Source organism: Nocardia sp. MDA0666 (assembly GCF_003023875.1).
Classification (GTDB): domain Bacteria; phylum Actinomycetota; class Actinomycetes; order Mycobacteriales; family Mycobacteriaceae; genus Nocardia; species Nocardia aobensis.
Map to the genome: position 1 here is coordinate 146,966 of NZ_PYHT01000012.1, position 21,062 is coordinate 168,027.

General features: G+C 69.1%; 18 protein-coding genes and 1 pseudogene. 11 read left to right on the forward strand and 8 right to left on the reverse strand.

Features of this window, described 5'->3' with window-relative positions:
* Positions 1–27: 27 nt before the first annotated feature.
* Together C8258_RS18525 and C8258_RS18530 are read left to right on the forward strand one after the other, a co-directional pair.
* Entirely contained in the window at positions 28–747 is a 720-nt protein-coding gene (locus C8258_RS18525; RefSeq protein ID WP_106956256.1) for a hypothetical protein, read from the forward strand.
* 149 nt (positions 748–896) lie between these two features.
* Complete coding sequence (locus tag C8258_RS18530) at positions 897–2,045, forward strand: cation:proton antiporter (protein WP_106956257.1); 1,149 nt, start codon at positions 897–899, stop codon at positions 2,043–2,045.
* Between the two features lie 7 nt (positions 2,046–2,052).
* On the opposite strand, the gene C8258_RS18535 is transcribed toward C8258_RS18530, so the two are convergent.
* Both C8258_RS18535 and C8258_RS18540 read right to left on the reverse strand, forming a co-directional pair.
* Positions 2,053–2,859, reverse strand: coding sequence for a methyltransferase domain-containing protein (locus C8258_RS18535; protein WP_106956258.1), 807 nt, complete (start codon positions 2,857–2,859; stop codon positions 2,053–2,055).
* Between the two features lie 20 nt (positions 2,860–2,879).
* The gene (locus tag C8258_RS18540; protein ID WP_106956259.1) at positions 2,880–3,428 is read right to left on the reverse strand and encodes a TetR/AcrR family transcriptional regulator; all 549 of its coding nucleotides are present in this window, start codon (positions 3,426–3,428) and stop codon (positions 2,880–2,882) included.
* A gap of 110 nt (positions 3,429–3,538) precedes the next feature.
* Here C8258_RS18540 and C8258_RS18545 point away from each other — a divergent pair, with 110 nt between their 5' ends.
* A complete protein-coding gene (locus tag C8258_RS18545; RefSeq protein WP_106956260.1) occupies positions 3,539–4,027 on the forward strand; it encodes a hypothetical protein in 489 nt (162 codons plus the stop codon).
* A gap of 12 nt (positions 4,028–4,039) precedes the next feature.
* Here C8258_RS18545 and C8258_RS18550 read toward each other — a convergent pair whose 3' ends face one another.
* Together C8258_RS18550 and C8258_RS18555 are read right to left on the reverse strand one after the other, a co-directional pair.
* Complete coding sequence (locus C8258_RS18550) at positions 4,040–5,434, reverse strand: glutamine synthetase (RefSeq protein ID WP_233225175.1); 1,395 nt, start codon at positions 5,432–5,434, stop codon at positions 4,040–4,042.
* A gap of 183 nt (positions 5,435–5,617) precedes the next feature.
* Entirely contained in the window at positions 5,618–6,115 is a 498-nt protein-coding gene (locus C8258_RS18555; protein WP_233225176.1) for a DUF6764 family protein, read from the reverse strand.
* A 341-nt stretch (positions 6,116–6,456) separates the two neighbouring features.
* On the opposite strand from C8258_RS18555, the gene C8258_RS18560 reads away from it, so the two are divergent.
* Genes C8258_RS18560 through C8258_RS18570 form a run of 3 tightly spaced genes read left to right on the forward strand, consistent with a single transcriptional unit; the run spans position 6,457 to position 10,116 of the window.
* Positions 6,457–7,584, forward strand: a complete 1,128-nt coding sequence (locus C8258_RS18560; RefSeq protein ID WP_369974770.1) for a polyprenyl synthetase family protein — start codon at positions 6,457–6,459, stop codon at positions 7,582–7,584.
* An 11-nt stretch (positions 7,585–7,595) separates the two neighbouring features.
* Entirely contained in the window at positions 7,596–9,134 is a 1,539-nt protein-coding gene (gene crtI, locus C8258_RS18565) for a phytoene desaturase family protein (protein ID WP_106956262.1), read from the forward strand.
* 10 nt (positions 9,135–9,144) lie between these two features.
* Entirely contained in the window at positions 9,145–10,116 is a 972-nt protein-coding gene (locus C8258_RS18570) for a phytoene/squalene synthase family protein (protein WP_106956263.1), read from the forward strand.
* Here the strand turns inward: C8258_RS18570 and C8258_RS18575 are convergent.
* From C8258_RS18575 to C8258_RS18585, 3 genes are read right to left on the reverse strand one after another with little or no spacing between them, the layout of a single operon-like run.
* Entirely contained in the window at positions 10,073–11,545 is a 1,473-nt protein-coding gene (locus tag C8258_RS18575) for an SDR family oxidoreductase (RefSeq protein WP_106956264.1), read from the reverse strand. The two genes, C8258_RS18570 and C8258_RS18575, sit on opposite strands and share 44 nt — an antisense overlap.
* Before the next feature lie 24 nt (positions 11,546–11,569).
* Complete coding sequence (locus C8258_RS18580; RefSeq protein WP_106956265.1) at positions 11,570–12,892, reverse strand: deoxyribodipyrimidine photo-lyase; 1,323 nt, start codon at positions 12,890–12,892, stop codon at positions 11,570–11,572.
* A 55-nt stretch (positions 12,893–12,947) separates the two neighbouring features.
* Positions 12,948–13,544, reverse strand: a complete 597-nt coding sequence (locus C8258_RS18585; protein WP_369974771.1) for a lipocalin family protein — start codon at positions 13,542–13,544, stop codon at positions 12,948–12,950.
* A gap of 280 nt (positions 13,545–13,824) precedes the next feature.
* Between C8258_RS18585 and C8258_RS18590 the strand changes: the two genes are divergently transcribed.
* Positions 13,825–14,706: a MerR family transcriptional regulator gene (locus tag C8258_RS18590; RefSeq protein ID WP_106956266.1), complete on the forward strand. Its 882-nt coding sequence runs from the start codon at positions 13,825–13,827 to the stop codon at positions 14,704–14,706.
* Positions 14,707–14,949: 243 nt separating this feature from the next.
* A pseudogene (locus C8258_RS18595) lies at positions 14,950–15,084 on the forward strand (SDR family oxidoreductase); the annotation flags it as partial.
* Positions 15,085–15,111: 27 nt separating this feature from the next.
* On the opposite strand, the gene C8258_RS18600 reads toward C8258_RS18595, so the two are convergent.
* Positions 15,112–17,229: an MMPL family transporter gene (locus tag C8258_RS18600; protein WP_233225177.1), complete on the reverse strand. Its 2,118-nt coding sequence runs from the start codon at positions 17,227–17,229 to the stop codon at positions 15,112–15,114.
* 99 nt (positions 17,230–17,328) lie between these two features.
* Between C8258_RS18600 and C8258_RS18605 the strand changes: the two genes are divergently transcribed.
* From C8258_RS18605 to lpdA, 3 genes are all read left to right on the forward strand, one after another.
* A complete protein-coding gene (locus C8258_RS18605) occupies positions 17,329–17,850 on the forward strand; it encodes a MarR family winged helix-turn-helix transcriptional regulator (RefSeq protein ID WP_106956267.1) in 522 nt (173 codons plus the stop codon).
* Between the two features lie 380 nt (positions 17,851–18,230).
* Positions 18,231–19,427 carry a CdaR family transcriptional regulator gene (locus C8258_RS18615; protein ID WP_233225178.1) on the forward strand — a complete coding sequence of 399 codons (1,197 nt, stop codon included), beginning with the start codon at positions 18,231–18,233 and terminating at the stop codon, positions 19,425–19,427.
* 174 nt (positions 19,428–19,601) lie between these two features.
* Positions 19,602–21,056 (forward strand): dihydrolipoyl dehydrogenase, encoded by a 1,455-nt coding sequence (gene lpdA / locus C8258_RS18620; protein WP_106956269.1) that lies wholly within the window; start codon positions 19,602–19,604, stop codon positions 21,054–21,056.
* The last annotated feature ends 6 nt before the right edge of the window (positions 21,057–21,062 follow it).

Here is a 21,062-nt window from a genome sequence, read left to right on the forward strand (position 1 = left end):
GCCCACCGATCAGAGCGGAAGAACTTCATGAAGACCACCACCCGGACCATCGCCGTGTCCACCCTGCTCGCCACCGCCGTCGTCGCGGCGGCCGGAGCGGCCCAGGGCGAGACCGTCGCCCCCGCACCTGCTGCCCCCGTTGTCCCGCAATCGAATTGGACCAGTACCGATCTGGGCCCCGGCATCCGCTACCAGGACGACACGACCACCGGCACCGCGGCGCTACAGACTCCGCTCGGCGCGGTGGCGGTGCGCCCCGGACAGTTCGACATTCGCGACGGCGCCGGTAGGACGCTGCTCGGAACTCCGATCGAGGTTCCCGCGACCGCCGAGTCCGTCCCGCCGGCGACGCCGTCGCAGACCGTCGCCGGTACCGTGGAAAGCACTGCGGCGCAGCCGAATCAGGTCGCCGACACGCAGATGTCGGATCTCAACCAGGCCGTCGCGGCGGCGGGACCGCACATGGGTCTGGCAATGGCGGTCGGCGGTATGGCCGGTTCGGTGATCGGCGCGGCCATCGGCTGCCCCCTGGGTATCGCCACCGGCGGCACCCTGATCTCCGTCGCCACCGCCGGCACCATGACCGTGCCCGCGATGGCCGCGGCCTGCCTGGTCGGCGTGGTCGCGGTGGGTGGCCTCGGTGCGAGTGTCGGCGGAATCGCGGTCGCCATTCCGGTCGGAATCGCCGCGGGCACACAGAAATACAACCAGCTGCAGGCCGAACACGCCCAGGGCGTCACGCACTGAGCCATCGCCGTGCCCGGCTCTCCGCGCATGCGGCCGGGCACGGCGCCGGACAGCAGGCGACGGCGTGTCGGCGTGACCGGGAGTGTTGCGCGGCGGACAGTGTGCACGACGTCGAGCGGCAGCAGGTCGAGCGGAAGAAGTAGACACCGATGAGTTTGTCCACCCTGGCCCTGGTGCTGGCGCTCGGGCTGGCGGGACCGTTGCTGGCGTGGCGCGCGGCCTGGCACATACCGGTGATCGTCGGCGAACTGCTGGCCGGAATCATCTGCGGCGTCACCGGGTTCGGGCTGCTCGACGCCTCGGATCCGGTGTTCGCCTTCCTGGCCGACATGGGTTTCGCGCTGGTGATGTTCGTGGCCGGCACCCATGTCCCGATTCGTGATCCGCGGATCCGCTCGGCACTCGGAATCGGCGCAGTACGCGCCGCGCTGGTCGGTGCGGCCGCGGCCGTCATCGGCTACTTGCTGGCCGGATTCTTCGACACCGGACACGGCGCGATCTATGCGGTCCTGCTCGCCTCCTCCTCCGCGGCACTGGCGCTGCCGATCATCGATTCCCAAGGGCTGCAGGGCAGATCGGTGCTGGAACTCACGGCCCAGGTGGCCATCGCCGACACCGCGTCGATCGTCGCGCTACCGCTGGTGATCGACGCGGGCAATTCCGCACGCGCGGCACTGGGTGCGCTGGCGGTGATCGGCACCGCGCTGCTGTTGTTCTTCCTGCTGCGGTGGCTGGAACGATCCGGTCTGCGCCGGCGTGCGCACCGGGTCTCCGAGCGCCGCAAATTCGCCCTCGAACTGCGGGTCAGTCTGGCCATCGTGTTCGGGATGGCCGCCCTCGCCACCCGTACGTCCGTCTCGATCATGCTGGCCGGGTTCGCGGCCGGACTGGCCGTCGCGGCCGTCGGCGAACCGCGCCGCGTGGCGCGGCAATTGTTCGCCGCGACCGACGGATTCCTGGCTCCCCTGTTCTTCGTCTGGCTGGGCGCTCGGCTGAATCTGCGGGAATTCGCCGACCGCCCGCGACTGGTCCTGCTCGGACTCGCGCTGGGAGCCGGTGCGCTGCTGGTGCATCTGCTCATGCGGATGCTGGGGCAGCCGGTCGCCTTCGGTGCGCTGGCCGCCGCGCAGATCGGTGTGCCGGTCGCGGCCGTCACCGTCGGCACCCAGCTGCACGTGCTGGTTCCGGCCGAGGCGGCGGCGATGATGCTGGGTGCGCTGATGACGATCGTCGCGGCGGCGGTGGCTGCCACGCTCGCGGCGCGCCGGCCGCCGGTGGCCGATCCGGTCGCGCCGTGAACCAGGGTCAGGGTTTGTGCGCCACCACCGCGAACATGGTCACCGAGAAGTGATAGTCCCCGGTCTCGGCACCGCGCCGGATTTCGGCGAGAACGTAGTCGCGCTGGGCAGCGGTGATCAATCCGTCGGCCACACCTCGCTCGGTGACCGCCGTGAACATCGGGAGGATCGACTCCGGCTCCCAGATCACGGCCTCGGAACCGATATCGTCGATCACCAGCCCCGCGTCGACCAGCCGGCCTCGTAAACGCCTGCCGGAGTTGCGATTCGGACTGTTGGTTTCCATCCGCTGCTGCAAGGCCGCGACGACCTCCGGATCGCCGGGATGGAAGATGGCCGTCGACCAGTCGCTGTCGATCAGCACCACCCGGCCGCCCGGCCGCAGCACCCGCGCGATCTCCGCGGTGGCCTTCGCCGGATCGTCGAGGTGCTGATACACCCGCTCGCAGCGAACCGCGTCGACGGAGGCGTCCGGCAGCGGCAGATCGTAGGCCGATCCCTCGATGAATTCGGCCTTCACGTCGGCGGCGCGCTCGCGTGCCACTGTGAGCATCGACGGATTCGGATCGATACCGATGGCGCGACCGGACTCCCCCACCAGAGCGGCCAGCTCCACCACTTCGGTGCCGGTGCCCGAGCCGAGGTCGAGGGCCGTTTCGCCGGGTCGCAGGGCCAGCGCGGCGCGCGCCCACTCGCGCATCCGCACCACGCCGGGTAGCGCGGCCTGATTGTCGAGTATTCGGACGATCAGGTCTTGTTCCGGGTGGTCGACCTGGTCGATGTGGAAGGACGGAACGGCTTGTTCATCGCTCACCCCGCCAGTATGCCGCGCGGTCAGTCGAACAGCAGCTGTGCGGCGTGAGCGAGCACATCCGATCTGCTCTGTCCGGGGTGTTCGGCCTTGATCAGGCGATTGGCGATGACCATCGAAAAAGACAGCAGCGCAACCGCTTCCACGTCTTCCGCGGCGACACCGGAGTTCCGCAGGAGGGTGCGCAGGTAGTCCATCCTGGCGTTGTCCACTTTCCGCAACCGCGCCTCCACGTCCGGGTCGCGCCGGGCCCAGGCCCGGATGGCGAGGTCCAGCGGCGTCAAATCCTCGGCGAAGGTGAGCGTGCCCGCCCGCCGGATCTTGTGCTTCGGGTCGCCGCCCTCGCGTTCGACCTGTTCGCGCACATCGTCGACGGCTCGCCGCTCCCAATCGTCGAGCATCGCCTCGAGTAGTTCGTCGCGGGAGCGGAACTGCCGGTAGAAACCACCGCGGGTCACGCCGAGCTGCGCCGCCAGCGCTTCCACCCGGACCGCGTCGGGGCCGTGGTGCTCGAGCACGGAGAGGCCGGCATCGACCCACGCCTGCCGCGGAGTGCGCACCGGTGGTGCCATCACGTCCTCCTTCTCGACCGGCTCGCTACGCCCTTGATTAGATCACCCTCCGATAGATACAGTACTGTTCTGTATCTATCGTGCAGTACCGAAACCAGAAGGTTCTCGTCATGTCCGTGCACACCTCCCCCCGCGTCCGGCAATGCGGAATCACCGCCGAGCTGCTCACCCTCACCACCCTGGACGACGTCGTCTACATCGACAGCCACGTGCTGGAAACCCCGGCCGTCACCGGCCGCACCGCCGAGCAGTGGGCCCGCACGATCATGGAGGACGTCCCCGAGGAGGTCCGGGCGCGATTGCGTGCGGCGTGGGCCGGCATCGAACTCGACCTCACCCCCGGTGCGCCGGAGACCGTCGCCGGCTGGCGCATCACCTTCTCCGCACCGGATTGCCTTCTGCTGCGGGCCGATTCGGGACTCGGCTTCCACGGCGAACTGGCACTCGAGATCCGCGACGGCGTCGTCGCACTGTCGACCTTCGTGGCCATGCGGGGCACGCGCGCGCCGGATGTGTGGTTCAGCGTGGTGCCCGGCCATCTGGCGTTCGTGCGTTCACTGCTCGAACGAGCCGGCAGTACGGAGCCGGCGGCGAGCTGACGACCGCGCGGGTCAGTACCTCCACCGGCACGCGTCGGTGATCTGCTCGGGCGTGGCGTCGGCGAACAGCGCGATCTCACCGCGCCGGACGCTGTCGATGGTGTCGGCGAGGTCGTCGCCGAATGCCGCCCACAGCACCTCGTCTGCGTCGAAAGCCGCCACCGCGTCCGCGAGCGTGGTGGGCAACGGGGTGATCCCGCGCGCCGACCGGGTGGCGGAGTCGAGGCGAGCCGGATCGCCGGCGACCGGTTCGGGCAGGGTCGCGCCCGCTCGTAAGCCCGCCCGGCCCGCCGCCAGCAGGCCCGCCAGTGCCAGGTAGGGGTTGGCGGCGGCGTCGAACGTCTTGATCTCGATATTGGCCGCGCGGTCGCGTTCCCCCTCACTTCCGGTGATGTAGCGCAGGGCGGCCTCGCGGTTCTCCAACCCCCAGCAGCGGAAGACCCCGGCCCAGTGACTGGGCTGCAATCGCAGATAGCTCGCCACCGCCGGGCAGCCGACGGCCAGCAACGCGGGCAGATGGTCCAGGATCCCCGCGGCGAAGTACTCCCCCTCCGCACCGATGCCGAACGGACCCGGACCGCCGCACATCCGATTCACGCCCTCGCGCCACAGGCTCAAATGGACGTGGCCGCCGTTGCCGACGACCCCGGGCACGACCATCGGGCTGAACGTCGCCCGCAATCCGTGGGCGCGGCTGACGGCCCGGACGACCTCGCGCACCAGCACGGCGTTGTCGGCGGTGCGGACCGGATCGGCGGAGGCAATCGACAGTTCGAACTGGCCCACCTCGTATTCGGGATGGATCTGCTCGACGCCGATGCCGCTGTCGCGCACTTTCGTCACAACATCGCGCAGATAGGGGGCCAGTTCGCCGAGTCTGGCCATGCCGTAGGCGGGCGCCGAGGTGGCAGGGATGAAAGTGTCCGGGTCGAGTGGATCGGGGCGCGATATCGTCCATTCGAATTCGATCGCGGTGCGCAATTCGTAGCCGTCGCCGGCCAGTTCGGCGACGAGCCGGCGCAGCAGCAACCGCGAATCGCGTGAATGCGGCGTGCCACTTTGCGTGTAGCGATCCGCGGGCGCCCATCCCCAGCCCGGTAGCGCCGCCACGGCGGTGGCCCGGTCGACGTCGGGGTACAGCCGCAGGTCACCGGTCGGGCCACCGGCGACGTGTTCGGTCAGGATGGAGTCGTCGACCAGGAAGGCGTCGAAAACCGGCGACGCCCCGATGCCCCAGGCGGCCGCGTGCGAGAACCGTTCCACCGGAACGGCTTTCATCCGGACGATGCCGCCGGTGTCGACCCAGGTGACGGCCACGGCGTCGATATCCCGGGCACTCAGGGCGGCAGCGACGGCGCTGGCCCGATCCGCGCGGTCGCGGCGCAGCCGCTCGGTCAGTGGTTCCACGTCGACTCCCGGGAGTTCGAGGGAGGCCGGCACAACCAGACACAGACGCCGGCGGGTTGCCGCGTTCGAGACTACGCGCCGAGATCCCGATCGCTCGCACTTGCGCCGCTGTCGCGCCGGATCACCCGACCACCCCACACTCGTGTGGAACCCGCACGAGAACCGTGGCGTGGCGGTGTGTGGTCACCGCATCGACAGGCAGCCCTGGAAGGTCTGGAAATCGCCCGCGAAGCCCGGGCCGCCGGTACATACCGGGGTCCCGACGCCGGAGACGGTGACCGTGGCGCCCGGCCCCGCGATGCCGATGGCAAGACCCGGCCGGACCCCGGACAGGTCGGCGGTCGCGCCGGAGCCCACCGCGATCGCCGCGGGCCCCGACCACGGCCCCGAGGCGGACCGGGCGGTGCCACCACCTTGCGCGATGGCCAGCGACAAACTCGTCGGCCCCGCGTTCGCGGTGGCCGTACCGTTGATGCCGTAGGCGGCAGCCGCGCTCCCGCCGGTGCTGGTGGCCGAACACGCGGCATCGGCTCCCGTATCGGCGACCGATGTGGCGCCCGGCGCCGGGCAGCTGGTGGAGTCGGCTTGGGCCGGCGCGGCCAGCAACGCGGCCGAGGTCAATGCGATACCGCCGCCGGAGATGAGAGCGAACAGCGCGCGACGCGCGGAAGAACGAGACATGAGGGCCTCCTCTGATTGGTTCGTCTCAGCCAGAATACCCGCAATTCGATGCATAAACGATGCAATTTCTTCTTTGTTGCATCTGACCGCAGTGGGAACCTTCCGGACCCGGCCCACCTCGGACGAGTCGACCGACAGCCCTCCCTGCGCCTACGCGACACTCGGTCGACCCCAGCAGATGAATACGGTTTTCACTGCATCATTTATGCATCGTTTGCTGTAGCCTTGGGGTCGGAAGTCGAGGGAGGATCCCCCACCCGGACCGGAAGACGCGGTCCCGATCCCGCCTCGCAGACCCAGCCGGCACCCGTATCGCCGCACCACCGAACCGAGGAGTGGACGTGAGCGTCACCATCGACAATTCACGCCGATTGTGTTCCCCCGCAACGATTCTGGCCGACCATCCGGTGAACGTGGCGGACGGTGTGGCATGGTGGCGCGCCGCGGTGCGGGATCGAGTGCTGACCGAACTGGACGCCTTCCTGCGCGCGAACCGGATCGGCGCCGTCCACGGGATCGCGGTCGACGACATCGCACGCCGATACGTGGCAGGCGGCAAATGCCTGCGATCGACGTTCATGTACATCGGCTGGTTGTGTGGCGAGGCCCCGGATGCCGCCGCGCTGCGGGCCGCCGCCGCGCTGGAACTGGTCCACGCCTTCGCGTTGATCCAGGACGATGTGATGGACGAGTCGGCGCTGCGTCGCGGCGCGCCCACCGGACACGTCGCCTTCGCCGACGCGCACCGAGATCGTCGAATGCCCGGCGACGCCGCACGATTCGGCGAGTCCGCGGCCGTGCTCCTCGGCGATATCTGCCTGGTCTGGGCGGACAAGATGCTGCGCGACAGCGGAATTCGACCCGATTGCCTCTACCGCGTGTGGCCCCGCTTCGACGCGATGCGTATCGAGCTGGCGGTGGGCCAGTTCGGCGATCTGCTCAACGACGTCCGCACCGAACCGGATTTCGGGCAGGTACTGGCGCTGGCACGTGCGAAATCCGGCAACTACACCGTGCGCCGGCCACTCGAACTCGGCGCGGCGATGGCCGGATGCGACGAGCCGACCCTGTCGGCGCTGAGCCGGTACGGACGCGCCGTGGGCGAGGCGTTCCAGATGCGCGACGACCTGCTGGGAGTCTTCGGATGCGCCGATGCCACAGGCAAACCCGGTGACGGAGACCTGACTCAGCACAAGGCGACCACCGTGGTGATCGCCGCCCGGCAGCTCGCCGAACCCGCCGCCCGCCGCGAACTCGACACCCTGCTGTCGGCACCGGTTGTCGACGCCGGCGCCACCGACAGACTGCGCGCCCTGATCACCGCCTCCGGAGCGCCCGCCCGGATCGAGGCGATGATCAGCGACCGCATCGGCGAGGCGCGGCACGCCGCCGAGAGCGCGACCCTGCCCGAACCGATGCGCCGCGTACTCGACGGCATGGGACTCATCTGCGTCACCCGCCACCCCTGAGGAGGAAGACCATGCGCACGACCACAGGTCGCAGCGACCATATCGTCGTAGTCGGAGCGGGGCTGGCCGGATTATCGGCGGCACTGCACCTGGTCGGCCGCGGCCGTACCGTCACCCTGCTGGAACGTGATTCGGTTCCCGGCGGCCGCACCGGTCGCGCCGACGTGGACGGCTATCGCCTGGACACGGGTCCGACCGTGCTGACCATGCCGCATCTGGTCGAGGAGACGTTCGCCGCGGTCGGTGAGCGGATGGACGACCGCCTGTCGCTGGTGCCGGTGGATCCGGCCTATCGGGCCCATTTCGCCGACGGGCGACACCTCGAGGTCCACAGCGACGCCGATCGCATGGCGGCCGCGATCACCGAGTTCGCCGGACCCGGGCAGGCGGCGGGATACCGCCGACTGCGCGCCTGGCTGACCCGGCTCTACCGGGCCGAATTCGACTCGTTCATCGCGGCGAATTTCGATTCACCGCTGTCGGCGCTGCGTCCCTCGCTGGCGCGGCTGGCGGCGATGGGCGGGTTTCGCCGCTGGGACCGTGCGGTCGCCCAGCACATCCCCGATCCGGAATTGCGGCGCCTGTTCACCTTTCAGTCTCTGTACGCCGGAGTCGCGCCCAGCCGGGCGATAGCGGCGTACGCGGTGATCGCGTATATGGACACGATCGCCGGTGTCTGGTTCCCGCGCGGCGGTATGCGAGCGCTGCCCGACGCGCTCGCCGCGGCCGCGCACGACGCCGGTGTGGAGATTCGCTACGACACCGCCGTGACGAGCCTGGGCCGCACCGGATCCCGGATCCGCACGGTCGTCACCTCGTCCGGCGAGCGCATCCCGTGCGATGCGGTCGTGCTCACCACCGAGTTGTCCGAGACCTACCGGTTGACGGGCCACTCCCCGCGCCGCCCGCTGCGTCCCACGGCGGCACCGTCCGCCGTCGTATTGCACGTGGGCTGTGAGGCGATGCCCCGGGCTGCCCACCACCATCTACTCTTCGGCCGCGCCTGGGACGAAGCCTTCGACGACATCATCGCCCGCGGCAGCGTCATGGCGGATCCGTCGCTGTTGCTCACCCGGCCCACCGCGGCAGATCCGAGCCTCGCCCCACCCGGTCGCGACCTGCTCTACATCCTCGCTCCGGTACCGAATCTGGTTCGGGGGCCGATCAATTGGGATCGCTTCGCTCCCGCCTACGCCGAGGAGATCCTGACCACCGTCCGGGATCGCCTGCCGTTCCCGCTGTCGGATCCACGGTTGCTCCACATCACCACGCCCGCCGACTGGGCCCGGCGCGGCATGCTGGCCGGCAGCCCGTTCGCGTTGGCGCACACCGTCACTCAGACCGGCCCCTTCCGCCCGTCCAATATGATCCGCGGCCTCGAGAACGTGGTGCTGGCCGGCGGCAGCACCGTCCCCGGCGTGGGCATACCGCCCGTGCTGATCTCCGGGCGGCTCGCCGCGGACCGCGTCACCGGGCCGATTTCTTCGCCACGTCCCGCACGCCGACCCGCTCCTGCGCTTACCGCACGGGCCGCCGCCCTCGTCCGCTGATCGGAAACTCATGTCCCCCATCGCTTTCATCGACAACGGCCGCACCGATACGCAGTTGCAGCGGTCCTATCGCGCCTGCCGGACGCTCAACGCACGCCACGGCAAGACCTTCTTCCTCGCCACCCGGTTACTCGCCCCCGATCAGCGTCCGGCGATCCACGCGCTCTACGGCTTCGCCCGCCGCGCCGACGACATCCTCGACGACATCGATCCGAGCCGCCCGGTCACCGAACGCGCGGCTCGACTGGCTGCGCTGGCCACGCAGTTCACCACCGAGGACGCCGATGCCGACGCGGTCCTCCCGGCCGTGCTGCACACGGCACACTCCTACCGCATCGCTGCGTCGCTGTTCGACTCGTTCCTGGAGTCGATGCGCATGGATCTCACCGTCACCGACTATCCGGATCGGCGCGCGCTGGACCACTACGTCTACGGTTCCGCCGAAGTCATCGGATTACAGGTGCTGCCGGTGCTGGGCACGGTGTGCCCGGTGGACGAGGCCGCCCCCTACGCCGCCGCGCTCGGAAAGGCCTTCCAGCTCACCAACTTTCTGCGCGATGTGGACGAGGACCTGGTCCGGGATCGGGTGTATCTGCCGGCGGACGAACTGGCCGCCCACGGCGTCGACCACGATCTGCTGCTGTGGTGCCAGGCGCACCGCCGCACCGACGCCCGAGTCCGGCGTGCCCTGATCGCCCAGCACGCCCACACTCGCGGCATCTACGAGTACGCCAGGGCCGGTATCGCCCTGCTCGATCCGCGGTCGCGCCCGTGCGTCACCGCCGCGCTCACCCTCTATTCGGAGATCCTGGATCGCATCGAGAGCCTGGACTTCGACATCTTCGTTCATCGTGCCCGCGTCGGTATTCCGCGACGTGCCGCGGTGGGAACCCGCGGTCTCGCCGCTGCCGTCCGGGCTCGGAGCCGCGTTGGCGGTGCTATGAAACCGACTGGGACACAGCCTCTTCGGCCGCTCCGGTGATGTTGCGGGTCATTCCGCCGAAGATGAGCGCGTGGAAGGGAGCGATCGCCTTCCAGTACAGGTGACCGGCCAGGCCGTGCGGGTCGAATACGGCCCGCTGCCGGTAGACCGTGCCCCGCGCATCCGTGTCCACGCTCAGCTCCAGCCACGCCCGCCCCGGCACCCGCATTTCCGCGCGCAACACGAGGGTGCCCGGGCGTTCGATGCGTTCCACCCGCCACCAGTCCAGCGCCTCGCCGGCATGCAGCCGATGCGGATCGCGTCTCCCCCGGCGTAATCCGGCACCGCCGGCGAGCCGGTCGATCCAGCCGCGCAACGACCACGCCAGAGGAAACGAATACCAGCCGTATTCGCCGCCGATGGATTCGATCACCGCCCACAACGTCGCCGGATCGGCGCGGGTGTGGCGTTCTCGCACATCGACGTAGAGGGAACCGCCCGACCACGCGGGATCGGTGGGCAGCGGGGACGACGGTTCACGACCGAGCTGGTCGGCATCCGACCAGCGGGTGGGGACGTCGAGGTCGCGGATGCGGGTCAACGCCAGTTCCACCGCGGTTCGGTAGTCGATCAATCCGCGCGCCGGGTCGGGGATGTGCTCGGCGATTGCGTGGTCTTCGCAGACCACGTCGTTGACCAGCGATTCCATCAGCGGCACCGCGATCGCCTTGGGCACCGGGGTGACGAGATTGACCCACTGCGCCGACAGCCACGGGGTGAGCACCGGGACCGGGACGATCACGCGCCGCGGCAGCCGCGCCACTTCGGCGTAGTCACGCATCATCTGTTCGTAGGTGAGCACATCCGGACCACCGATATCGAAGGCGCCGCGCACATCCGACGGTAGTTCGGCCGCCCGCGTCAGGTAGTACAGCACATCGCGCACCGCGATCGGCTGGATGCGGTTGCGCACCCAGCGCGGCGTGACCATCACCGGCAGCCGTTCGGTGAGATACCGCAGCATTTCGAAACTGGCCGAACCGGATCCGATGATCACCGCGGCCTGCATCGCTATCGCCGGAACCGATCCCGCGAGCAGGATTCGCCCGACCTCGGCACGGGAGGACAGGTGCCGCGACAGTCGCTGACCGGGCGGAACGATGCCGCCCAGATACACGATCCGGCGTACCCCCGCCCGGGCCGCCTGCTCGGCGACCAGTGTCGCCGCGCGGCGGTCGACATCGCCGAAATCCGTTCGCGTCAGCGAATGCACCAGGTAATAGAGCACATCTGTGTCGGCGCATGCCGCGGCCACATCGTCGGCGCGGAGCACATCACCGCGCAGGACTTCCACGCTGTCGCGCCAGGCGGCGTCGTCGAGTTTGGCCGGGGTGCGGGCCAGCACCCGCACCTCGTGCCCCGCGGCCAGTAGCTCGGGCACCAACCGGCCACCGATGTAGCCGGTCGCACCGAACACCACACATCGCATACCGTCTCCTGATCACCGCATCGATTACATGCCGGGCACTTCCACGATCGGCGCCGAATAGATCGCATTGTCGACGTCCTCGCGCCACGGGCGGTGCACCGCCGCGCCGGACAGGTGGACGAGTTCGGGCAGCCAGCGGCGGACGTACTCACCCTCCGGATCGAAACGGTGCGCTTGCCGCAGTGGATTGAGCGTGCGATTGGGGCGGGTGTCGGTTCCGGTGCCCGCAACCCACTGCCAGTTCATCTGGTTGTTCGCCACATCACCGTCGACCAGCCAGCACCGGAAATGGGCTGCGCCGATTCGCCAATCCAGCCGAAGGGTTTTGGCCAGGAACGATGCGGTGATCAGCCGCGCGCGTCCCGGCATCCACCCTTCGTCACGCAGTTGGCGCATCGGCGCGTCGACGATCGGAAAACCGGTGCGACCGTGCGTCCACGCCTCGAAGGCCTGTTCATCCTCGCGGATCTCGACCGGACCCGAGCGGTAATCGGACCACGCCGCCGCGGGCCGGGCGGCCAGCACCTGATGATGGAAGTCGCGCCAGGCCAATTGCCGGGCGAAACTGTGCGCGCCCGGGTCCGACATGTCCAGCCTCGACACCACCTCCGCGGCGGACAGGCATCCGAAATGCAGGTACGGCGACAGGTGTGAGGTGGCGTCGGCGGCGAGGTCATCATTGGCCTCGTCATACGCGGTGACCCCATCGGACAGCCAGCGGCGCAACATCTTTCGCCCGGTGGTCTCACCGCCGACGCGCAGGTTCGGTGAGGTCCGCACGGTGCGAAGTTCATCGAGATCCGGTTGTTCACCGTCCAGCCGCGGCACCTCGAGGTCTGCGGGCGGCGGCAGCGGACGCCGATGGCGAGCGCTTTCCCAGCGCCGGAAGTACGGCGTGAACACCGCGAAATGATCGCGTCCGGTGCTCGGCTCGATCGCGTCGAGGTCGACACTGGTCACCGTGGCAGCGTGCGTATGCACCTGGCAACCGTGGGATTCGAGCCTGTCACGCAGGGCGGACTCGCGTCGTTTGCCGTAGTAGCTGACTTCGGCCGCGAGGTGGACCGACTCCGCCTGCGTCTGGGCGACGATCCGCTCGACCTCGTCGACCACCTTGCCGCGTCGTAGAACGAGATGCCCACCGCGCGTTTGTAATTCGCCGTCGAGTTCGTCCAGCGCCGCGGCGAGAAATCGCACCCGGTTGGGTGCGGCCTCCGAGCCCGTGACCAACGATTCGTCGAGGACGAACAGTGGAACCACCGCATCGCCGGCACGCTGCGCCGCGGTCAGCATCGGATTGTCGTGAACCCGCAGATCACGAGTGAACAAAGCTATCGCCACACCCATCGCTACTCACCTCCACTCACCGGAGCGGCCAAGGCTTGTACGCACCGAGCCGGGCTCACAGCCGGCACAGTGGGGTGATGTCGCCGCGTCCACCCGTCACCGGCGAGGTCAGGTACAGGCAGGGTTGCTCACCAGCCGCCACGATCGCTGCGACGACCTGGTTCCACTGGTCCGCATCCAGTGCGGGCGTGCGGGAGAGCACGAATCCGGAGATCCGGTAGGGGTCCGTGACGAGGGCCCAGGAGTAGTCCGGACCGAGTGCGGTCACGACATAGTTGGGCGGACCGTCCAGGCTTTCCTGCGTCGGCACTCCCGGGAACGCGACGCGCAATTGTGCTCCCGTCACCGGATCGACCACGCGCGCCGCACCCTGGATCTCGTTTCCCGTACCCGACCAGGTGGTGCACGAATTATGCACCGACACATCACCGTTCGGCAGTGCCGCGTATTCGGCGCGCGTATCGCGGGCGCAGACGAGATTGAAATACTGCGGAACTGCGGCGACCTGATACCACATGCCGACGTAACGGCTCAGATCCAGCGCGGGAACGGGAGCCGGACCGGCCGCCGGACTCGCACCTGCGGGTGCCGCGACGGCGCCGAACACGACCATCGCCGAGACAGCGACACCGGCCAGCCGAGCCGGGCGCATCGCTGCCGCAGCGAACGCGGTCACACGGCGAAGGGCACCGCTCAGCGTTCCCGCCCCCTTCCCCTCGAAGCCATCGGGCCGATCTACCTGCGAACGATGTTCGAGCACCTGCGACTCCTCTGTTCGATGAGCATGGGTTCGACGACACAGACGATCCTACAGCAATCGATGCGTAATCGATGCATACTGGAGGTGCCGCCCACGCATCACCCCCACCGCGCGGGTGCCGCAGCACTGTGACGTTGCGGTGCCCATGCCCGCGAAAGGCAGAATGATCGTCATGTCCGATGCCTCGCCTCCCGACAACGACGCGACCGGATTCTCGGTACGCACCGTCGCAGAGCGCATCGGCATCCCCACCGCGACACTGCGCAGTTGGAATCAGCGCTACGGCATCGGCCCCTCCCAGCATCGGCGCGGTCGCCACCGCCTGTACTCCGAGGCCGATATCGCCCGGCTCGAGCGCATGGTCGTACTCGTCCGAGGCGGATCGAGCCCGGCGCGGGCGGCCGAGTACGTGCGCGGACCATTGCCGGTCGCCGGAGACCACGCGTCACTCCTGGAAGCCGCCTTCGCCTCCGACCCCACCACACTGCAGTCGTTGCTGCTCGCCCACATTCGCGCCTTCGGCGTGGTCGACACCTGGGATCGACTGTGCCGCCCGGCCTTCGCCGAGATCGTCCAGCAGCAAGGGGCGGGCATCGGATGCATCGACGTCGAACACCTGCTGTCCTGGTGCATTACGGCCGCACTGCACCGCGCGGTCCCGCCACCGGCCAACGCGCCCGCCACCCCGGTACTGCTCGCCTGCACCAGCGGTGAAGCGCACTCCCTGCCACTCGAGGTCCTGCGCGCGGCCCTCGCCGAGCGCGACGTCCCGGCCACCATGCTCGGCCCCAACGTCCCCACCCCCGCCCTCGGCGACGCCCTGGATCGCAGCGTGCCGGAGTCGGTAGCGGTGCTGTGGTCACAACAGGAATCGACCGCCCTCCTCTCGGCCGTGCGCACCTGCGCCGGCCGCGGCGCCCGCGTCCTGCTGGCAGGCCCCGGTTGGCAGGACGTCCCCGCCCCCGACACCGCCGAAATCGTCGACGACCTCCAGTCCGCACTGGCGGAACTGACCGAAGCCCACCCGGCAGAGGTGTCGGCTCAACCACGCTGATCGGGCATCACCGGTCCGCCGGCACGCAGTGCAGTACCCGCTGCCGAGAGCTTGCCGGACCTTGCCCCACAGCATGCGTGATGCTAATTTTCGTATAAGAGAATCGCATTCTCACCTGGCCGACACCACCGGCAGCTCGAAAGGTCGATCACGTGCGCGTCATTCAATGGACCACCGGGAAGGTCGGAAAGCTCAGTCTGCGAGGGATTCTCGACGATCCGCGACTCGAGTTGGCCGGAGGACAACCCGTTCGCCGCCCACGCCCTCCAACGCATCGGCCAGCCCAGTGAAATCGTCGGAGCCGCAGTGTTTCTCGCTTCCGACGCCTCCAGTTACACCACCGGATCGATCCTCCGCTCCGACGGCGGCATGCCGTAAGGACCTGCGCGGCTGCAAGGCCTCAGCTCAACGGCTCTGTTCCGACGTCGACGCGCTCGCGGCGACCGACGAGGCCGGCGGTCCGGAATCGGCCGGCGCCGCACCACGTATCCAGCGCCCCGGCCACCAGATTCTCGGACCGATCAGGGCGAACAGGGCGGGGATCACCAGGGTGCGGATGACGAAGCTGTCGAGCAGGATTCCGACGCCGACCACGATGCCCAACTGGGTCAGCGTGATCAGGGGGAGGACGCCGAGGACGGCGAACACTGCCGCCAGCACGATTCCGGCGCTGGTGATCACCCCGCCCGTGGAGCCGACCGCGCGGACGATGCCGCCGGTCACGCCGTGGCCGGGCGTCTCCTCGCGTGCTCGCGTCACCAGGAAGATCGTGTAGTCGACACCGAGCGCCACCAGGAACAGGAAGGCGAACAGCGGCACGTTGGTATCCAATGCCGGGAACCCGAAAACGTAAGTGCTGAGCAGGCTTCCGATCCCCAGCGCGGCCAGGGCGCTGAGCACCGTGACCGCGACCAGCAGTATCGCGGCCGGCAGTGCCCGCAACAGCACCAGGAGTACCAGCAGGACGACCACCAGAATGAGCGGAATGATCAGGTGCTGATCGCGCCGGGCCGCGTCCCGGGTGTCCATGGCGACGGCGTCGGAGCCACCGACCAGCGCCTCGGCGCCGGGCACCGAGGACAGTGCGGTGCGCAGGCGACTCACATCGGCGAATGCCGCGTCGGAGGCCGGTGGGGCGTCCAGGATCACCGACCAGCGCGTCGACCCGTTGTCCGAAACGCCGGCGGGGGTCGCGCGCACGACGCCCGGGGTGCCGTCGAGGACCGCCTGCACCTGCGGCGCGGTTTCGGTGCGCGCCAGTACGATCGCGGGATCGCTTGCGCCGGAGGAGAAATGCTCGCTGACAGCCCGCAGGCCGTCGACCGATTCCGCGTGTACGCGGAACTGCTCGGACTGCGCGAGGCCGACATGAGCGAACGGCAGCGCGGCGGCACAGGCGGCCGCGACCACCAGGAAGACGCCGGCCACCGTCGCCGGTCGCCGTACGACCTTTTCCGCGACGGTATGCCAGGCGCCGGAGGTCGCGGTGTCATGACCGTCGACTCGGGGAATGAACGGCCAGAACACCTTTCGTCCACACAGCGCCAGCGCGGGAGGCAGCGCGACGAGGACGAAGACCGCAGCGATCACCAGCCCCAGTGCACCGAAAGCGCCCAGACCGCGGGTATTGGGCAGCAGCGCGAGCAGCAATATCAACAGGGCCAGCACGACCGTGAGGTTGCTGGCGAGCACCGCGGGCCCGGCTCGCCGCGCGGCGATCCGCAGCGCGGCCCGGTGGTCCTCGCTCCGATACAACTCGTCGCGATAGCGGGACACCAGTAGCAACGCGTAGTTCGTGCCCGCCCCGAATACCAGCACGCTGGTGATTCCTGCGGTCGAACCGTCGAACGTCAGACCACTCACCTGGGCGAGCGCGTTTCCCGCCGCGGAGGCGACCCGGTCGGCGACCGCCACCACCGACAGCGGAATCAGCCACAGCACCGGGGAACGGTAGGTCGCTATCAGCAGCACCATCACCACGGCGGCGGTGACCGCGAGCAACAGGGTGTTGGCGCCGGAGAAGGAGTCGGCGATATCGGCGCCGAAGGCCGGGCCGCCGGTGATTCGCACCTGTAGGTCGGCGGGTGCGCCGGCCCGCGCGGCCGTGCGCAATTCATCGATCCGGTCGGTCAGGGCGAAGCCGTTGAGCTCGGACGGAATCGGTGTCTGCCCGAGTGCGGCGCGCTGGTCGGGCGACAGCACGAGACCCGGCCCACTCGCGCCGGAACGAATCCGGGCCAGCGCGGCCTCGGCCTGCGCTCGGTCGCCGGAGGTGAGGACTTCGCCGTCGGCGCGGGTGACGATCAGGACCGCCGCCGCCGAATCCCCGCCGGGAAACTGCCGCAGCAACCGCTGCACCTGCGCGGATTCGGCGTCGTCGGGTAACGAGTTCGGCGCCGAGCCACCCGACTCGCCCCCACCGGACAAGCCGAGCACCGCGACGGCGGCGACAACCATCGCCACGAGGACGAGCCACCCTCTCCGTCCGGAGACGATCTGCGCATATCGATCCCATCCGCCCATCCCGGAACTATTTCAGAAACTGAAATAGTTTGCAAAGGGTTCGGCCCGCCGTCCGATTACCCTGTGTGCACGCCCACCGGCGGGAGAAGGGAGACAGCGGTGACCGAGCGCTCGACCGACGCGGCGCCCACCGAGCGCGACCGCGACGCACTCGAGACGGCGATCGCCCGCGACATCCGCGCACTCAGCGCCGTCTCGGATCAGATCTCGCACCTCTTCGCCCATTCGAACGATCTGCGCCCCAACGACTTCCGTGCCCTCATGCATATCGCCACCGCCGACGCGGAAGGAACGCCCCTGACCGCCGGACGACTCGGGGCGCTGCTGGGCGTCTCCCCCGGCGCGATCACCTACTTGATCGAGCGCATGATCGAGTCGGGCCATATCGAACGCGAAGCCGACGACACCGACAAACGCCGCGTGCTCCTGCACTACAGCGACCACGGCATGACCGTGGCCGCGGGCTTCTTCACCCCCATCGGCATACGAACCCGAACCGCACTCGCCGCCCTCCCCGACTCCGACCTGCAGGCCACGCACCGCGTCCTGACCGCCATAGTCGGCGCTCTACGCGACCACAGCGCCGCGATCACTTCCGAGAACGAGCGACCGAACCGATAGGCCGGAGCGCGGAAGCCGCACTCGAAAACGGCGCCACCGGAGAGTCGTCGTATTCGCGTCGGCCGGGCGGCCGGTGCGGAATCGTCGAATGTCATGCGCGGCATCGCTTTCTGTCGAGGGGCGCGGCGAGTGCAGCACCAGCCCCCACAGGTAATGGTGCAGATGAGTTCCGCCGGTGGACACATCGCCAGGGTCGCTGGTGTCGATGTGGATCAGCCAGGTCACCACCGGGCGCCACCGAACGTGACGGTGAACGCCAGCCGGGCACCGCCAAGCGGTCACGAAGGGCTGGTGCTACCTCACATCGGGCTGCCGAAACCGTCACCGTGCCGACCGACCGGCGTCCTCTGCGCATCCCCTTTCGACGTACTGTGGCCGTCGTGGCGCCCGCAGAAATCCCCGAACCCGTGCCCGACTCCGCGGAGTTGGCGAGGGCGTGCGGGAGCGATATCGCCGAGCTCACCGCCCGGCTCATGGCGGCGGTGTTCACCGACAATCCGGAGTGGACCGACTATTCGGCGGTGAGCAGAACGGATCTGCAGGAGGGATGCCGGCGGTTCCTGACGCGGGTGCTGGAGTTGCTCGCGGCGAAGGGGGCCGGCGCCGAGCGCGACGATGTGGCCGCCGCGATCGGCCGGCAGCGCGCCGCGCAGGGTGTTCCGCTCGAGGCCATGCAGCGCACCTTCCGTCTGGGCGGGCGCATCGTGTGGGAAGCGCTGATGGATCGTGCCGGCGATATGTCACCCGCCGATTTCCGTGAAATCGGGACCGCCATGTGGGCGGTTGTCGACGGGATGTCCTCGGCGCTGGTGACCTCCTATCGCGGTGCCGAACTCGACCGGGTCCGACGCGACGAGCGCCGCCGCCATGCTTTGATCGAAGATGTCCTCTCCGGGCGTGGCCGCGACGCCGCTTTCGCGGCGTATGCGGCGCGGGAACTCGACCTCCCCGCCGGCGGCGACTACCTGGTGGTCGTCGCTCGCGGGGAACAGCCGCTGCGGCTGGGCACCGAAAGTGCGTTGGCGGCCATGGGGATTCGTTCGGTCCGCCACGATCGGGGCGACCACACGGTCGGTATCGTCGCGCTGGAACAGCATTCGCCGCAGCAGGTGGCGGAGCTGCTGGGTCCGCTCGTGCTCGGACGCGCGGGTCTGTCCCCAGCGGTCGACGGTCTGGCCGAGATCGACGTCGCCCACGCACTGGCCACGCTCGCACTCGATACCGCGCCGCGAGGCCGCGAACCCACTCTCACGCTGCTGGACGATCGCTACCCGGAGGCCCTGCTGGTGCGCGCGCCCGATCTGGCGCAGCGATTGGTCCAGCGATGCTTGGGCCCGATTCTGGCGCTGCCCGCCAGAGAGCGCGACATCCTGCTGCGCACGCTGACGGTCTGGCTGGCCGAGAACTGCTCGGCCGCGCACGCCGCACCGCTGTTGCACTGCCACCGCAACACCGTCATCAACCGGCTCCAGCGCGCCGCGACGCTGCTCGGGCGCCCACTGGAAGGCCAGCGCCACCAATTCGAACTCGCCCTCGCGCTCACCGCGTACGACCTGCTCGAACGCCCCACCGACTGAACGTTTGGCCCGGCGCAGCCGCAAGCGACATTGGGCGCAGCGCCCAATTCCGGATCGCAAAACCTGGGCTTGCCGAGAATTGTCCGCCGTCCGTGCGCGGATAAGACTCCAGACCTGATGGCCCACACCGCAACCGGATTCGGGTCACGCGATTCAGGACGAGGAGCACCACAAGTGCCGGAATTCGATCTCTTGATCATCGGCGGCGGGCCGGGCGGGTACGTCGCGGCGATCCGCGCGGCCCAGCGCGGCCTGCACGTCGCCGTGGTCGAGAAGGAACGCCCGGGCGGGGTGTGCCTGAACTGGGGCTGCATCCCCACCAAGGCCATGCTGCGCTCGGCGGAGGTATTCGAAACACTGAGCGCCGCAGCAGATTTCGGTGTGCAGGCCGACAATGTGCGGTTCGACTTCGCGGCCGTCCGCCGGCGCAAGGACGGGATAGTCGGCAAACTGACCGGCGGCGTGGCCGGGCTGCTGCGGGCCAACGGCGTCACCGTGATCGAGGGGCATGCCCGTTTCACCGGACCGACCACGGTCGAGGTATTCGAGCCGGGTCCCTCGCCGGTCTTCACCGACGGTCCGCGTTACGCGGCCGCCCCCACCGGCACCCCGACGCGAACCGTGACGGCCACCGACGTGATCGTCGCGACCGGGTCCGTGCCCGCGGCCCTGCCCGTGCCGGGCGCCGACCTGCCCGGCGTGATCACCTCCGACGGCGCGTTCGGGTTGACCGAGGTGCCGCGGCGGCTGCTCGTCATCGGCGGCAGCGCGGTCGGCGTCGAATGGGCCGGCCTGTTCGCCGCCTTCGGCGCCGAAGTGACCGTCGTGGAGATGCAGGACCTGCTGGTTCCCGCGGAGGACACCGAGATCGGCGCCGCGCTGGGCCGCTCGTTCACCGAGCGCGGCATCACCGTCCTGACCGGCTGCACCGTCACCGGCATCGACCGGACCGGCGATGCGCTGGAGGTCGACGTGAACGGCGCGACGACTCGGAAAATTGCGGCCGACATCGTGCTCGTCGGTGTGGGACGACGGCCGAACACCGCCGATCTCGACCTGAAATACGCCGGACTCGATACCGACGCACGAGGTTTCATTCCGGTCGACGACCGGCTGCGGACCACGGTCGAGAACGTCTACGCCATCGGCGATGTCACCGGCAAGGCGCTGCTGGCCCACGTGGCGTCCCATCAGGGGCTCACCGCCGCCGACGTCATCGCCGGTCACGACGCCCACATCGACTACACCGTCATCCCCGCGGCGACGTTCACCCATCCGGAGATCGCGAGCGTCGGCCTGACCGAGGACGCGGCTCGCGCCGGCGGCCACGAGGTGGTCATCGCGAAGTTCCCGTTCGCCGCACTCGGGCGAGCCGAAGCGCTCGGCGAGACCCAGGGCTTCTGCAAGATCGTCGCCGGGGCACGCTATCGGGAAGTGCTCGGCGTGCACATCATCGGCCCTTCCGCGAGCGACCTGATGGCCGAAGGGGCACTGGCGATATCGCTCGAAGCGACGCTCGACGAACTCGCCGACACCATCCACGCCCACCCCACCCTCGGCGAGATCGGTATGGAGGCAGCCCTGACCGGGCTCGGCCTGCCGATCCACATCGCGCCGCGTTCACGTTGAGGAGCA

Coding starts and splice junctions, on each gene's coding strand:
- C8258_RS18570 (WP_106956263.1), top strand. CDS start 9,145: ATGTCCCCCATCGCTTTCATCGACAACGGCCGCACCGATACGCAGTTG.
- C8258_RS18525 (WP_106956256.1), top strand. CDS start 28: ATGAAGACCACCACCCGGACCATCGCCGTGTCCACCCTGCTCGCCACC.
- C8258_RS18600 (WP_233225177.1), bottom strand. CDS start 17,229: ATGGGCGGATGGGATCGATATGCGCAGATCGTCTCCGGACGGAGAGGG.
- C8258_RS18575 (WP_106956264.1), bottom strand. CDS start 11,545: ATGCGATGTGTGGTGTTCGGTGCGACCGGCTACATCGGTGGCCGGTTG.
- C8258_RS18540 (WP_106956259.1), bottom strand. CDS start 3,428: ATGGCACCACCGGTGCGCACTCCGCGGCAGGCGTGGGTCGATGCCGGC.
- crtI (WP_106956262.1), top strand. CDS start 7,596: ATGCGCACGACCACAGGTCGCAGCGACCATATCGTCGTAGTCGGAGCG.
- C8258_RS18545 (WP_106956260.1), top strand. CDS start 3,539: ATGTCCGTGCACACCTCCCCCCGCGTCCGGCAATGCGGAATCACCGCC.
- C8258_RS18555 (WP_233225176.1), bottom strand. CDS start 6,115: ATGTCTCGTTCTTCCGCGCGTCGCGCGCTGTTCGCTCTCATCTCCGGC.
- C8258_RS18590 (WP_106956266.1), top strand. CDS start 13,825: ATGTCCGATGCCTCGCCTCCCGACAACGACGCGACCGGATTCTCGGTA.
- C8258_RS18585 (WP_369974771.1), bottom strand. CDS start 13,544: ATGCGCCCGGCTCGGCTGGCCGGTGTCGCTGTCTCGGCGATGGTCGTG.
- C8258_RS18580 (WP_106956265.1), bottom strand. CDS start 12,892: ATGGGTGTGGCGATAGCTTTGTTCACTCGTGATCTGCGGGTTCACGAC.
- C8258_RS18530 (WP_106956257.1), top strand. CDS start 897: ATGAGTTTGTCCACCCTGGCCCTGGTGCTGGCGCTCGGGCTGGCGGGA.